This window comes from Streptomyces sp. NPDC057743 (assembly GCF_042798755.1).
GTDB lineage: Bacteria > Actinomycetota > Actinomycetes > Streptomycetales > Streptomycetaceae > Streptomyces.
Window position 1 is genome coordinate 48,973 of record NZ_JBHVJX010000022.1, and the last position, 14,381, is coordinate 63,353.

The 14,381-nt window shown below is 72.6% G+C and carries 9 protein-coding genes and 1 tRNA gene; 4 read left to right on the forward strand and 6 right to left on the reverse strand.

Annotated features, from left to right (window positions below):
- Positions 1-5 precede the first annotated feature (5 nt).
- Complete coding sequence (locus tag ACFVFQ_RS24690) at positions 6-719, forward strand: helix-turn-helix domain-containing protein (protein WP_383419661.1); 714 nt, start codon at positions 6-8, stop codon at positions 717-719.
- The gene (locus tag ACFVFQ_RS24695; RefSeq protein ID WP_383419663.1) at positions 716-2,473 is read left to right on the forward strand and encodes a tyrosine-type recombinase/integrase; all 1,758 of its coding nucleotides are present in this window, start codon (positions 716-718) and stop codon (positions 2,471-2,473) included. Before ACFVFQ_RS24690 ends, ACFVFQ_RS24695 begins: the two co-directional genes overlap by 4 nt.
- A 40-nt stretch (positions 2,474-2,513) precedes the next feature.
- Here ACFVFQ_RS24695 and ACFVFQ_RS24700 read toward each other — a convergent pair.
- The 5 genes from ACFVFQ_RS24700 to topA form a co-directional block, all read right to left on the reverse strand.
- Positions 2,514-2,590 (reverse strand) — tRNA-Thr (locus tag ACFVFQ_RS24700).
- A gap of 78 nt (positions 2,591-2,668) precedes the next feature.
- Entirely contained in the window at positions 2,669-4,273 is a 1,605-nt protein-coding gene (locus tag ACFVFQ_RS24705) for an alpha/beta hydrolase (protein WP_383419665.1), read from the reverse strand.
- Between the two features lie 221 nt (positions 4,274-4,494).
- Entirely contained in the window at positions 4,495-5,736 is a 1,242-nt protein-coding gene (locus ACFVFQ_RS24710; protein ID WP_383419667.1) for a DNA polymerase III subunit delta', read from the reverse strand.
- A gap of 339 nt (positions 5,737-6,075) precedes the next feature.
- Positions 6,076-9,360, reverse strand: a complete 3,285-nt coding sequence (gene tmk / locus ACFVFQ_RS24715; RefSeq protein ID WP_383419669.1) for a dTMP kinase — start codon at positions 9,358-9,360, stop codon at positions 6,076-6,078.
- A gap of 149 nt (positions 9,361-9,509) precedes the next feature.
- Positions 9,510-12,356, reverse strand: coding sequence for a type I DNA topoisomerase (gene topA, locus ACFVFQ_RS24720; protein WP_383419671.1), 2,847 nt, complete (start codon positions 12,354-12,356; stop codon positions 9,510-9,512).
- A gap of 441 nt (positions 12,357-12,797) precedes the next feature.
- Between topA and ACFVFQ_RS24725 the strand changes: the two genes are divergently transcribed.
- Together ACFVFQ_RS24725 and ACFVFQ_RS24730 are read left to right on the forward strand one after the other, a co-directional pair.
- Positions 12,798-13,361, forward strand: a complete 564-nt coding sequence (locus ACFVFQ_RS24725; protein ID WP_383419673.1) for a hypothetical protein — start codon at positions 12,798-12,800, stop codon at positions 13,359-13,361.
- A complete protein-coding gene (locus ACFVFQ_RS24730) occupies positions 13,358-13,819 on the forward strand; it encodes a DUF2752 domain-containing protein (RefSeq protein WP_383419675.1) in 462 nt (153 codons plus the stop codon). The genes ACFVFQ_RS24725 and ACFVFQ_RS24730 overlap by 4 nt, the downstream gene beginning before the upstream one ends.
- An 18-nt stretch (positions 13,820-13,837) precedes the next feature.
- Here ACFVFQ_RS24730 and ACFVFQ_RS24735 read toward each other — a convergent pair whose 3' ends face one another.
- Positions 13,838-14,242: a hypothetical protein gene (locus ACFVFQ_RS24735; protein ID WP_383419677.1), complete on the reverse strand. Its 405-nt coding sequence runs from the start codon at positions 14,240-14,242 to the stop codon at positions 13,838-13,840.
- Positions 14,243-14,381: the final 139 nt, after the last annotated feature.

Genomic DNA, 14,381 nt, shown 5'->3' on the forward strand with positions numbered 1-14,381 from the left:
GCGATATGCACAGTGACAGGCCAAGTGATGTCATCGGCGCCCAAGTACGCCGCCACCGCACCCGACTCGGACTCAACCGCGAACAGCTCGCCGAACGCTGCGCCGCCCTAGGCGCACCGGAGTTGAGCTACGCGGCGCTGGTCGACATCGAGAACGGGCGCAAGACGAAGGAAGGCAAGCGGCGTCGGCACGTCACGGTCGACGAGCTGACGGTGCTGGGGCTCGCCCTCGCCGTCCCCCCACTGCTCCTGGCGCTCCCCCTGGGCACCGAGGGCACCGTCCCCACCGCCCCGGCCGCCGACCCGCGCGACCCCTACACGGTGTGGAAGTGGTGGACCGGCGAGGAGACCCCCACGCTCGCCGGCCCCCTGGACGGACGCCACTACCCCGACCCCCACCCCATCACCGAGGGTGGGCCGAAATGGTCCGCAGCGTGGGCTGAGGCGGCCTATCCCGCCAGCCTCTACCCCGAGTTCGAGCGACGCCGCGAAGCGACCCACAGGGCCCACCTACGGGCCGAAGCCGAGAAATCGAAGGGAGGCAGCACCGCTGCACAGACCGAGTACCTGCACCGCCTTGAAGAACTCGCCCGACACATCAACGACATGGGCCGCGCCGGCGTCCCGATCCCCGCCCTACGGGCCGACTTGATCGAGGACATGAAGGGGCTCGACACCCTCGACGCCCCCAACACCATCAACCCGAGAGGCAACCAGTGAACGGCTCCACGACAAAACGCTGCTACTGCCGCAACAAGGAGACAGGCAAGCCGCTGGGCACCGCCTGCCCGAAGTTCAACCAACGCAAGCACGGCGTTTGGTCCCTGCGACAGGAACTGCCGCCGAACAAGGACGGCGACCGGCGCACCTTCCGCCGCTCCGGCTACGAATCCAAGACCGATGCGCAGGCAGACCTCGACGCCGTCCGCGCCCTGCTCAACATCGCGGGCAAGGAGGACACAGAAGGCCGGCGCCGCCTCGGCGACATGCTCGAAACCATCGGGGCGGGTAAGGACCCACTTCCCAACTATGACGAGACAAAGCGGAAGTTCGCGACAGGGCAGTCACTCACCCAGCACATGACGGTCGGCGAGTGGCTCGACCTATGGCTCGCCGGTAAGAAGTCGCTGCGTACGAGCGGGAAGAACCGGTACGACACCGATATTCGCGTACACCTCATACCGCGGATTGGGCACATACGCCTCGACCGCCTCACCGTGGCGCACCTCGACGAGATGTTCGAGGGCATCGCGGCGACGAACGAGGAGATCGGCGACGCGAACATTCTGCGCCGCACCGCAGTCGACGAGCTCAAGCTCATTCCGTGGAAGGGAGTTGAGAACCGGCGCCGCCGGAAGGCGATCAAAGAGACCATTGCCGCGATGCCACCGTTCCGGCGGGTCACAGGCGTTGCGACGCAGCACCACATCAAGGCGACGCTGCGCGCCGCGCTGAACGCTGCCATCGCGCGTGGATTGATCATCTTCAACGCCGCCGCACACGTCGAACTCGAAAAGCACCGGCGCCCCAAAGCCCTTGTGTGGACCGACGAACGGGTCGCCGAGTGGCTGCGGACCGGCGTCAAGCCTTCCCCCGTCATGGTGTGGACTCCGGAACAGGCCGGGCAGTTCCTCGACTTCCTCGTCGACGAGCAAGAGCGGCTGTACGGGCTCTACCACGTGATCACCTTCCGGGGCCTGCGCCGAGGTGAGGCGTGCGGACTTCGTCTCACAGACCGGAACCGCTCTGCGAGGACGCTCACCGTCGCGACGCAGCTCGTGCAGGACGGTTGGGACGTCGTCGAGAACGCGCCGAAGACCGACAGCGGCGAGCGCGTGATCGACCTCGACGAGTACACCGACACGATCCTCGACGACCAGGAGCAGCGGCGAGAGGCTGAGCGCCTTTCATGCGGCGAAGCGTGGGTCGACTCGGGCCGCATGTTCACCATGCCTGACGGGTCGTACATTCACCCCGGGTGGCTGACCGACCATTTCGAGCGGCTCGTCGAGCGGTCCGGTCTGCCGCCGATCCGGCTGCACGACCTGCGACACGTCGCCGCCTCCCTCATGCTCGCCGCCGGCGTCGACATCAAGATCGTCTCCGAGACCCTCGGCCACAGCGAGAGCCGGATCACACGGGACATCTATCAGTCCGTCATGCCGAAGGCTGCGCGCGAAGCTGCCGAGGCAACGGCCGCCATCGTGCCGCGCGCCGCAACCAGCAAGCCCGTGCCGGTACCTGCGGCCCCCACCGCCGGAGGGGGCGAACAGACGGCGATCGACCGACTTATCGCACAGATCACCGCGGCAGCCGAGCAGGGCGAACGCCCCGTCGAAGAGGTCGTCCAACTCGCTCTTGCCCACGTGGCCGGGCAAGCAGCCGAGCCAGTCGCAAACACCGATGGGCACGCAACGGGCACGCACGAGGGAGCGAAGATCATCGAGTTCCGCCCCCGCCGAGTCCCGGCATAAGAAAAAGACCAGGTCAGGGGCTATCTGACCTGGACTTTCCTGGAGCCGCCTTCGGGATTCGAACCCGAGACCTACGCATTACGAGTGCGTTGCTCTGGCCAACTGAGCTAAGGCGGCGTGGTGCGCGGCCCAGTCTACACAGGAGCGGGGGGTGCTCTGTACTCGGTTCCGGAGGGGCGGGCGGAGGGGGTGGGGTCAGGTGCAGCGCTTGTTCTTTGCCGGTGGGGTGCCTTCGAGGAGGAAGGTGTTGATGGCGGTGTCGATGCAGTCGCTGCCGCGGCCGTAGGCGGTGTGGCCGTCGCCGACGTAGGTCAGCAGGGTGCCGCTGGAGAGCTGGGCGGCCAGGCCCTTGGCCCAGGAGTACGGGGTGGCCGGATCGCGGGTGGTGCCGACGACGACGATCGGGTCGGCGCCCTTGGCCGGGATGCGGTGGACCGTGCCGGTGGCCTTGACCGGCCAGTACGCGCAGCTCAGGGCGGACCAGGCGAAGTTGTCGCCGAAGACCGGGGACGCCTTGCGGAAGGCGGGGAGGGCGGCGCGGACCTGCTCGGGGCTGGTGAAGGCCGGCGGCAGGTCGAGGCAGTTGACGGCCGGGTTGGCGAACATCTGGTTGGCGTAGTGGCCCGAGGCGTCGCGCTCGTAGTAGCTGTCGGAGAGTGCGAGCAGGCCGCTGCCGTTGCCGGTCTCGGCCTGGGCGATGGCCTGGCGCAGCAGCGGCCAGGCGCCCTGGTCGTACATCGCGGCGATCACGCCCGTGGTGGCCAGGGACTCGGTGAGCTTGCGGTCCTGGCCGGTGTCGAGGGGGTGGGCGTCCAGCTTCTTGAAGAGGGCGGAGAGCTGCCGGCCGGCGTCCGTGGCGTTCTTGGTGCCCAGCGGGCAGTCCTTCTTCTTCACGCAGTCCTTGGCGAACGCGGTGAAGGCGGTGTTGAAGCCGGCGGTCTGTTGGAGGTTGACGGTGCGGGAGTCCAGCGTCGGGTCGGTCGCGCCGTCGAGGACCAGGTGGCCCGAGCGGGACGGGAAGAGGCCGGCGTAGGTCGCGCCGAGGAAGGTGCCGTAGGAGGCGCCGACGTAGTTCAGCTTCCTGTCGCCCAGGATGGCGCGCAGCACGTCCATGTCGCGGGCCGCCTCGATGGTGGAGACGTGCGACAGCAGCTTGCCGGAGTGGGTCTCGCAGCCCTTGGCGAAGTCGCGGTCGGCGGTGACGAGGTGGTTGACCTCGGCGGGGGTGTCGGGGGTGGTGTCGGTCTGGGTGAAGCGGTCCATCTGACGGTCGGTGAGGCACTCGACCGGTTCGCTGCGGGCGACCCCGCGCGGGTCCATCGCGACCATGTCGTACCGCGCGCGGACCGCGGCCGGCTGGGGCGCGTACTGCTGGAGGTAGTCGATCGCCGAGCCGCCGGGGCCGCCCGGGTTGACCAGGAGGGAGCCGATCCGCTGGCCGGGGCCGGTGGCCTTCCTGCGGGCCACCGCCAGCTTCAGGTCGGTGGCCGGGCTGGGCTTGGCGTAGTCCAGGGGCGCCTTCATCGTCGCGCACTGGAAGCCGGCCACACCGCAGTCGTGCCAGCTCAGCTTCTGGTCGTAGTACGGGCGAAGGTCGGCCGGGACGGCGGCGGGCAGCGGCTTGAGGGGGGAGACGTCGGACGCCGGACGCTCGGCGCCGGCCTCCGTAGAGCGGCCCGGGGACGGGGCGCCGTCGGGGGACGAACTCCCCGACGAGCAGCCGGAGATCAGCAGGGCGAGGGCCGCGGCGGCAGCGGCCGCGGCGGCGGTGGTCGAGCGGAACGGGCGGCTGGGCGGCATGGCGGTCCCTCGGTGTCGGTCCCGGGCGGCGGTCTTCCCGGTGGTGGCCGGCGTGGCTCCTGGTGGCGGCTCCTCGGCGATCGAGGCTCCCGGTGCCGGCGTCCCGACCCGGGGCTACGAACGGAGCGTATCCAGTAAGGCACGGTCCGTGCGCGGCGATCGGGAAGCCGGAGGGATCGCGGCGCCGAGAGCGGACCGCCCGGTGGTCAGCCGCCCGGTGGTCAGCCCGCCCGGAGCGCGGCCGTCATGGCCTCGACCGCGAGCAGCGGGGCGACGTTGCGCTCCAGGGCCTCCCGACAGGCGATCACCGCCTCTATCCGGCGCAGGGTGCGCTCGGGGGTGGAGCCGGTGGCGATCCGCTGGACGCTGTCGCGGACCTCGTCGTTGGCGAGCGGGACGGGGGCACCCATCTGGAGGGCGAGGACATCGCGGTAGAAGGCGGTGAGGTCGACCAGGGCGAGGTCGAGGCTGTCGCGCTGGGTGCGGGTGGCGCGGCGCTTCTGCTTGTCCTGGAGCTCCTTCATGGCGCCCGCGGTGCCGCGGGGCAGCCGGCCGCCGGTGCCGGCCGCGGCGCCGAGGGCGGCCCGCAGCTCCTCGGTCTCCTTGGCGTCGACCTCCTCGGCGACCTGCTTGGCGTCCTCGCCGGCGGCGTCGATCAGCTCCTGGGCGGCCTTGAGGCAGCCGCCGATGTCGTCGACGCGCAGGGGCAGCTTCAGGACGGCCGCGCGGCGGGCCCGGGCCCGCTCGTCGGTGGCGAGCCGGCGGGCCCGGTCGATGTGTCCCTGGGTGGCGCGGGCGGCGAGGTCGGCGGCCTGCGGGTCGATGCCGTCGCGCCGGACGAGGACGTCGGCGACCGCGCTGACCGGGGGCGTGCGCAGCGACAGGTGGCGGCAGCGGGAGCGGATGGTGGGCAGGACGTCCTCGATAGAGGGGGCGCACAGCAGCCAGACCGTACGGGGCGCGGGCTCCTCGACGGCCTTGAGCAGGACGTTGCCCGCGCCCTCGGTGAGGCGGTCGGCGTCCTCCAGGACGATCACCTGCCAGCGGCCGCCGGCCGGGGAGAGCGAGGCCCGGCGGACGAGATCACGCGTCTCCTTCACGCCGATCGAGAGCAGGTCGGTGCGGACGATCTCGACGTCGGCGTGGGTGCCGATCAGGGTGGTGTGGCAGCCGTCGCAGAAGCCGCAGCCGGGGGCGCCGCCGAGCCCGCGGTCCGGACTCACGCACTGCAACGCGGCGGCGAACGCGCGGGCGGCGGTGGCCCGGCCGGACCCGGGCGGACCGGTGAACAGCCAGGCGTGGGTCATCTGGGAGGCGCCGCTGCGCTCCGCCGCCCCCGACGCGTCGACCGCCGGTTCCTTCCCGGCGGCCTCGGCGGCCACGATGGCGTCCGCATCGCGCGCGGCCGCGGCGAGCTGCTCCGTCACCCGCTCCTGGCCGACCACGTCGTCCCATACCGCCATCGCTGCTGCCGTCCTGTCCGTTCCTCGTGTGGTGCGGGGTGGGCGCCCTGGGGCGCGCCCCGCATGTGCTGCCCGGGCCCGTCGCGCGAGCCCCGGCGGGCCGTGCGGCGGCGGTCCGGCCTCCCGACCCGGCCCTCCTGACCCGCGCCCCACCCATTGTGGTGCACCCCACTGACAACCGACGCCGCCGGCCGCACCACCCACCCGGCTCCCGGCTCCCGGCTCCCGGCTCCCGGCTCCCGGCTCCCGGCTCCCGGCTCCCGCAACGGCGAACGGCCGTGGCGGCAGCGTGCGCGCGCTGCGGCCACGGCCGTTCGTGCCGGGTCGGGGGCCGGCCGGTCAGCCGCGCCGGCCCCGGCGGCGGCCGTTCCCGCCCGTGCCCTGGTCGGTGTCCTCGTCCGCGCGCGGGCCGAGGAGCTCGTCGGCGAGCGTCGGCAGGTCGTCCAGCGGGGTCTCCTCCGCCCACTCCGGGCGCGGCCGGCCGGGCCGCGGGGGCTCCGCCGGGCGGCCGGTCTCCGGGTCGAGCTGCGGCAGCTCCCGGGTCCGCTCGGCGCCGCGCTCGGCCGCACCGGCGTCCTGGCCCGCGCCGTTCTCCTGGGCGAACATCCACGGCGGCACCCGATCCGCCGGGTCGCCCTCACGGACCGGCGGCAGCACCGCGGTCTCCTCGGAGTCCGCGCCGCCTCCCTGGTGGCCGCCGCGGGCGGCATCGTCCCGTACGGGCGGCAGGACCGCGGTCTCGTCCGCCGGGCCGTGCCCCTCCTGCGGCTCGGGCTGCGGCAGCGCCGCCGTCCGCTCGCCGTCGGAGTCGCCGGCGGAACCGGCGGCGCCACCGGAACGCGTACCGTCGCCCGAGCCCGAGCCCGAACTCGCGCCACCGGAACCGGAGTTGGTCCCCTTGCCGGGACCGGACTCCGTCGCCATCCGCTTCCTGAGCTGCGTCACGTCCGTCTCCGCGGTCGGCGCCTCGGCCGATGCGGCCGCCTCCGCCCGCGCCTTCGCCTCGGCCGCGGCCGCCTCCTGGGCCGCCGCGATCCGGGCCTGCTCGGCGCGGAGCAGCGCCTCCTCGGCCTTGCGCTGCTTCTCCAGGCGCCGCTCCTCGGCCTCCTGGCGCAGCCGCGCCTGCTCCTCGTGCTGCTTGCGGAGCCGCTCCTGCTCCGCCTTGCGGGCCTGCTCCTCGGCCTCCCGCCGCTTGCGCTCCTCCTCCGCGGCCCGACGGGCCTCCTCGGCGCGCTTGCGGGCCTCCTCGGCCTGCCGGGCGGCCTCCCGGGCCTTGGCCTCCTCCGCCTCCCGGCGCTTGCGCTCCTCTTCCTCGGCGCGCAGCTTGGCGAGCTGCTCCTGGCGCTCGCGCTCCCGGCGCTCCTCCTCGGCCTTGCGCGCGGCCTCTTCCTCGGCCTTGCGGCGGGCCTCCTCCTCGGCCGCCTTACGGGCCTCGTCGCGGGCCTTGATCTCGGCCTCGGACAGGGGGAGCACCTGGTCCAGCCGGTGTCGGACGGCGGTGGTGATGGCCTCCGGCTCCTGGCCCGCGTCGACGACCAGATAGCGCGCGGGGTCGGCGGCGGCCAGGGTCAGGAAGCCGGCCCGGACCCGCTGGTGGAACTCGGCGGGCTCGGACTCCATGCGGTCCGGCGCCTCGGTGAACCGCTCGCGCGCGGCCTCCGGGGCGATGTCCAGCAGCACGGTCAGGTGCGGGACCAGCCCGCCCGTCGCCCAGCGGTTGATCCGGGCGATCTCCGTGGGCGCGAGGTTGCGGCCCGCGCCCTGGTAGGCCACGGAGGAGTCGATGTAGCGATCGGTGATCACCACCGCGCCGCGCTCCAGCGCGGGACGGACGACGCTGTCGATGTGCTCGGCGCGGTCGGCGGCGAACATCAGCGCCTCGGCACGGTCGGACAGCCCGGACGTGGACACGTCCAGGATGATCGAGCGCAGCCGCTTGCCGATCGCGGTGGCGCCCGGCTCCCGGGTCACCACGACCTCGTGGCCCTTGCCGCGGATCCACTCCGCCAGCGCCTCGACCTGGGTGGACTTCCCGGCCCCGTCGCCGCCCTCCAGGGCGATGAAGAACCCGGTGGCCGCGGTGGTCTGCGCCGGGTCGCCGCCGCGCACCGCCTCCGTCAGGTCGTGCCGGAACGGGACGCCCTGCCGGTCGTCGGTCTTACCCAGCACCCAGGCGGCGACCGGCAGCAGCAGCGCGCCGACCAGCATCAGGGTGTACGCGGCGCCGCCGTGCGCGAGGACGAAGGCGCCGCTACCGAGGTGGTGCGGGCCGATCACGGCGGCCAGCAGCGGCGCGACGATCGCGGCCAGCGCTATCGCGAGCCGGACGACGGCCTGGAGGTGCTCGGTGGTCCGGGCGGTGCGGGACGCCTCGGTCTCCTGGTCCAGCAGGGCGTGGCCCGTATTGGCGGCGACGCCGGCGCTGAGCCCGGCCAACAGGGCGAGCAGCAGCACCGTCGTGGTGTCCGGGACCAGCCCCATGGCCAGGAGGAGCAGCCCGGTGACGGCGACCGCCAGGGCGAGCAGCCGGCGCCGGGAGAAGCCGGGCAGCACCCTGCGGGCGCCGCGGATGCCCAGGGCCGTGCCGCCGGTCAGCGCGACCACCAGCAGCGCGTAACTGGCCGGCCCGCCGCCCAGGTCGACGGCGTGCAAAACGGCGAGCGAGGCGGCCGCGGCGATCGCGGCGGCCACCGCGGCACAGGCCAGCACCAGCAGCGGAAGGGCGCCGGTGCGGCCCCTGTCGGGGGCGCTGCCCGCCTTGGCCGTGGCCGAGGTGGTCTTCGGGCGGCGCAGGCCCTCCAGGGGAGAGCGCGGCCGCGGCGTCTGCCCACCGGGCAGCTCGATGAAGTAGAGGATCGAGACGGAGGCGGCGAACAACCCGGCCGCGAGGTACGAACCGAGCGCCGCCTGGTGGACGTCGAACCACGCGACGCCGGTCCCCAGCAGCCTCCCGATCAGCGCGCAGACCAGCAGCGCGGCGGCCGCGAGCGGCACGGCGACGAAGGCGGTGCGCAGCGACAGCCGGCGCAGCGCGTCCATGTTGTCCGGCAGCGGCCGGATCGCGGCGCCCTCCGGGGGCGGCGCGGGCAACAGGGCGGGCGCGGCGCTCTCCCGGGCGACGGTCCAGAAGCGCTCGGCGACGCCGGTGACGAAGACCGTCACCAGCAGCCAGGCCAGCGCGCTGGTGGGCGTCCAGTCGATCCACAGGGGGGCGATGACCAGCAGCGCGATCCGCAGCCCGTCCACGGCCATCATCGTCCAGCGGCGATCCAGCGGCCCGTCCGGTGCGGTGAGCGCGGACAGCGGCCCCAGGAGGACGGCTCCGAAGAGCAGCGTCGCCAGCATCCGCACGCCGAAGACGGCGGTGACCGCGAAGGCGGCGCCGCGATAGCCGCCGCCGAACACGGCCTGACCGCCCGACGGCACGTAGAGCGCCGCCTGGAGGGCGAGGAGTACCAGGACAAGCAAGGACAGGGCATCGCCGATACCCCCGACGAGCTGGGCGCTCCACAACCGCTTCAGTGGGGGGAAGCGGAGCAGGGCTCGTACCGCGCGCTCGCGGGAGTCGGCTGCGAGGGCGTCTGAAGTGGGGGTCACGACCGTTGGCTGCTCGGCACGCGTCATCTCGCCAGCCTATCGGGATGCGGCACTCCCCCGGGCGCCCGCCCGAACAAACGGACGGATGCGCCGGGGCGTGCGAAGGCGGGCCGGCGGAGGATGTCCGCCGGCCCGCCCCTGGCCCGCGCCGGATCGCGCCGGCCGGTGCCGCTTGCTCAGTCCTCGGCCGACGCGGCCGTCTTCTTCGCCGCCGTCTTGGCCGCGGTCTTCTTGGCGGTGGTCTTCTTGGCCGCCGTCTTCTTCGTCGCGGTCTTCTTGGCGGCGGTCTTCTTCGCCGTCGTCTTCTTGGCCGCCGTCTTCTTCGCCGGCGCCTTCTTGGCGGTCTTCTTCTTCGCCGGCCCCTTGGCGCGCTTCTCCGCCAGCAGCTCGTAGCCGCGCTCGGCGGTGATCGTCTCGACGTCGTCGTCCCGCCGCAGCGTCGCATTGGTCTCGCCGTCGGTGACGTACGCGCCGAACCGGCCGTCCTTGACCACCACCGGCTTGCCGCTGACCGGGTCGGTGCCCAGCTCCTTCAGCGGCGGCTTGGCCGCGGCCCGGCCGCGCTGCTTGGGCTGCGCGTAGATCGCCAGCGCCTCGTCGAGCGTGATCGTGAAGAGCTGCTCCTCGCGCTCCAGGGAACGCGAGTCGGTGCCCTTCTTGAGGTACGGCCCGTAGCGGCCGTTCTGCGCGGTGATCTCCACGCCCTCGGCGTCGGCGCCGACGACCCGCGGCAGCGACATCAGCTTGAGCGCGTCCGCCAGCGTCACGGTGTCCAGGGACATCGACTTGAACAGCGAGGCGGTGCGCGGCTTGACCGCGTTCTTGCCGGTCTTCGGCGTGCCCTCGGGCAGCACCTCGGTGACGTACGGGCCGTAGCGGCCGTCCTTCGCCACGATCTGGTGGCCGGAGACCGGGTCCATGCCCAGCTCGTAGTCGCCGCTCGGCTTGGCCAGCAGCTCCTCGGCGTACTCCACCGTCAGCTCGTCGGGCGCCAGGTCGTCGGGGACGTCGGCCCGCTGGTGGCCCTCCTCGTCCTTCTCACCGCGCTCGACGTACGGGCCGTAGCGGCCGACCCGGAGCTTGATGCCGTTGCCCACCGGGAACGACGAGATCTCCCGGGCGTCGATCGCGCCCAGGTCCGTGACCAGCTCCTTCAGGCCGCCGAGGTGGTCGCCGTCGCCGTTGCCGGCGTCCGCCGCACCGGCCTCGCCGGAGCCTGCGCCCTCGCCGAAGTAGAAGCGCCGCAGCCACGGCACGGCCTGTGCCTCGCCGCGGGCGATGCGGTCGAGGTCGTCCTCCATCTTGGCGGTGAAGTCGTAGTCGACGAGCCGGCCGAAGTGCTTCTCCAGGAGGTTGACCACCGCGAAGGAGAGGAACGACGGGACGAGCGCGGTGCCCTTCTTGAAGACGTAGCCGCGGTCCAGGATCGTGCCGATGATCGACGCGTACGTCGACGGACGGCCGATCTCCCGCTCCTCCAGCTCCTTGACCAGCGTGGCCTCGGTGTAGCGGGCGGGCGGCTTGGTGGCGTGGCCGTCGGCGGTGATCTCCTGCGCGGCCAGCGCGTCACCCTCGGCCACCTGCGGCAGCCGCCGCTCGCGGTCGTCCAGCTCGGCGTTGGGGTCGTCGGCCCCCTCCACGTACGCCTTGAGGAAGCCGTGGAAGGTGATGGTCTTGCCGGACGCGTTGAACTCGGCGTCCCGCCCGTCCGCGGCCCGGCCGCCGATCTTGACGGTGACGGAGTTGCCGGTCGCGTCCTTCATCTGGGAGGCGACGGTCCGCTTCCAGATCAGCTCGTAGAGCCGGAACTGGTCGCCGGTCAGCCCGGTCTCCGCCGGCGTGCGGAAGCGGTCGCCGGAGGGCCGGATCGCCTCGTGCGCCTCCTGCGCGTTCTTGACCTTGCCGGCGTACGTGCGCGGCTTGTCGGGCAGGTACCCGGCGCCGTAGAGCTGCGTCACCTGCGCCCGGGCCGCGGCGACCGCGGTGTCCGAGAGCGTGGTGGAGTCCGTACGCATGTAGGTGATGAAGCCGTTCTCGTACAGCTTCTGCGCGATCTGCATCGTCGACTTGGCACCGAAGCCCAGCTTCCGGCTGGCCTCCTGCTGGAGCGTGGTCGTCCGGAACGGCGCGTACGGCGAGCGGCGGTACGGCTTGGACTCGACCGACCGCACCGAGAACTCGGTGTCCGCCAGGGCCGCGGCCAGCGCCCGGGCGTTGGTCTCGTCCAGGTGCAGCACGTCGTTGTTCTTGAGCTGCCCGTTGGGGCCGAAGTCGCGGCCCTGCGCGACGCGGCGGCCGTCGACGGTGTTCAGCCGCGCGGTCAGCGTCGACGGGTCGCTGGTGTCACCGGCCCGCCCGGTGGCGAAGGTGCCGGTCAGGTCCCAGTACTCGGCGGAGCGGAAGGCGATGCGCTCGCGCTCCCGCTCGACCACGAGCCGGGTCGCCACCGACTGCACGCGGCCCGCGGACAGCCGGGGCATGACCTTCTTCCACAGCACCGGGGAGACCTCGTAGCCGTAGAGGCGGTCGAGGATCCGGCGGGTCTCCTGCGCGTCGACCAGCTTCTTGTTGAGGTCGCGGGGGTTGGCGACGGCCTCGCGGATGGCGTCCTTGGTGATCTCGTGGAAGACCATCCGGTGGACCGGGACCTTCGGCTTGAGGATCTCCTGGAGGTGCCACGCGATGGCCTCGCCCTCGCGGTCCTCATCGGTGGCGAGGAAGAGTTCGTCGGACTCGGCCAGCAGCGACTTGAGCTTCTTGACCTGGTCCTTCTTGTCGCTGTTGACGACGTAGATGGGCTGGAAGTCGGCGTCGACGTTCACGCCCAGGCGGGCCCAGGACTCGCCCTTGTACTTCGCCGGGACCTCGGCCGCGCCGTTGGGGAGGTCGCGGATGTGCCCGACGCTGGCCTCGACCACGTAGCCGGGGCCGAGGTAGCCCTTGATCGTCTTCGCCTTGGCAGGCGACTCGACGATGACGAGTCGACGGCCGCCGCCGTCTGCGGTCTCGCTGGTCGGGGACAACTTTGGCTCTTCTCTCCGGTCGACGCTGGGAATGCTCCCGGGCCGGACGCCCGAGATCACTGCGGTGACGCTTGACGCTGCGGAGTGTGACGGTACCTCCCGCCCCCGTGTCAAACGGAAAAACCCCGCAACGCCACTCGAACGGTAACCCGACTACATGCCTTCGTGCCGCCCCGACCGCTCCGGCCGCTCTCCGACGGCCCCGCGCCGGCCCCCGCCGACCGCCTCCCCGGCCCGCCGCCGCTCTCACAGCGTGACCGTCCGCTCTCGGACCCGTCGCCTTCCCGGTCACACCCCGGGTACGGAAACGGTCACAAGGCGGCGCCGTTGCCGTCATCACCCTGATACGGCAGGTGACCGGGCTGGCAGGATGGACGCGGCACGGCTCACCGCGTGAGCCCGTCAGCCGTCGTCGTCACGCACTCTCGGGGGGAACCCACTATGGCGAACCAGTACCCCGGCCCGCCCCCGGAACAGCCGCCCGGCCAGCCCGGCCAGCCCGGTCAGAGCCCTTACGCCCCAGAGGGCGGCTACGGCTATCCGCAGGGCGGCCGCCCCGGAGAGCCCGGCTACGGCTACCCGCAGGCCGCCCCGCCGCCCGCCCCCGGCTTCGGCACCCCGCCGCCGCCCGGCGGCTTCCCCGGCCAGCCGCCGCAGCCCGGCCCCACGGTGCTCGCGCTGGGCGACATCGCCGTCAGCGGCGACACGATCATGACGCCGGTCGGCCCGATGCCCCTCAGGGGCGCGGTCTGGACGGCCACCGACATGTCGCGCACGGAGGAGAAGATGCCCACGCACGCCATCGTCCTCGCCGTCGTCTTCTTCGTTCTCTGCTTCCTCGGGCTGCTCTTCCTGCTGATGAAGGAGCGCGTGACGACCGGCTTCGTCCAGGTCACGGTGAACAGCGGCGGGCGGCACCACGCCACGATGATCCCGGTGCACTCTCCCGAGCAGGTCATGTTCGTGCTGAACCAGGTCAACTACGCCAGGTCGCTGAGCGTGTGACCCCGCACGGGCCCACCGACCGCACCGGCCCCGGGGCCCCGACGGGCGGTACCGACGGCCCCGACGCCGCGGCCGTCCGCCGGCGCACCCTGCGCACCACCGCCGTGGCGCTCGGCACCGGCGCGCTGGCCGCCGGCTACCTCTGGCACACCAACCCGCACCAACCGGGACAGTTCCTGCTCCCCTGCCCCTTCCGCCTGCTGACCGGGCTGCTCTGCCCGTTCTGCGGCGGGACGCGGCTGGCCTACGACCTGATGCACGGCGACGTGGTGAGCGCCTTCCACGACAACGCCGTGCTGCTCGTCCTCGGCGTCCCCGCGCTCGGCTACGCCCTGACGCGCTGGTTGGCCGACGGGCTGCGCGGGCGGCGCCGCCCGATGAAGCCGACGCCCCGCGGCAATGCCGTGCTCCTCGGCATCGCCGCGGCGTGGCTGGTCGCCCGCAACCTCACCGGCTGACGGGCGACCGTCCCGGCGTCAGCGGACGGTGACCTTCACCACCGGCGAGAGGGTGCTGCCGGAGGCGATCCGGAGCTGGTTGACGCCCTTGATGCCCAGCTTGACGCGTATCGCGTAGCTGCCGTCGTGGTTGACCGGCGCCTGGGCCGGCAGCGACACCCACTTCGCGGCCTGCTTCTGCTGGACCGTCACCTTGCTGCCCGCCTTGATGCCCTTGGCGACGCCGGTGATCCGGAACTCCTGCCAGGCCTTGACCGAGGTCTCGCTGGCCTTGGCGGTCAGCGTCGCCTTCGCGGGCGCGGTGGCCACGACCCGGGCGGGCGTGTGGACGTGCGTCGGCGCGGCGACCGCGGCGGCCGTACCCCCGGCGAGCAGGGCGACGGCGGCCATCCCGACGGCGGCATAACGAAGTGCACGGTTCATGTCGGATTCCTCACTGATGGGCCAATGAGCTGGTTGGTGACCTTCGCTCAGGAATACGGGCCTCGGCCATCGGAGGTTCCCCCTCCGCCCCAGATCCGCCGAATTCCCCAAAACTGGCCGGAACTGAACGCCCGCCCCC

What these genes read in the sequence shown, in the direction of transcription:
- ACFVFQ_RS24690 (WP_383419661.1), top strand. Translation starts at nt 6, where the DNA reads ATGCACAGTGACAGGCCAAGTGATGTCATCGGCGCCCAAGTACGCCGC.
- ACFVFQ_RS24705 (WP_383419665.1), bottom strand. Translation starts at nt 4,273, where the DNA reads ATGCCGCCCAGCCGCCCGTTCCGCTCGACCACCGCCGCCGCGGCCGCT.
- ACFVFQ_RS24710 (WP_383419667.1), bottom strand. Translation starts at nt 5,736, where the DNA reads ATGGCGGTATGGGACGACGTGGTCGGCCAGGAGCGGGTGACGGAGCAG.
- tmk (WP_383419669.1), bottom strand. Translation starts at nt 9,360, where the DNA reads ATGACGCGTGCCGAGCAGCCAACGGTCGTGACCCCCACTTCAGACGCC.
- ACFVFQ_RS24725 (WP_383419673.1), top strand. Translation starts at nt 12,798, where the DNA reads ATGGCGAACCAGTACCCCGGCCCGCCCCCGGAACAGCCGCCCGGCCAG.
- ACFVFQ_RS24735 (WP_383419677.1), bottom strand. Translation starts at nt 14,242, where the DNA reads ATGAACCGTGCACTTCGTTATGCCGCCGTCGGGATGGCCGCCGTCGCC.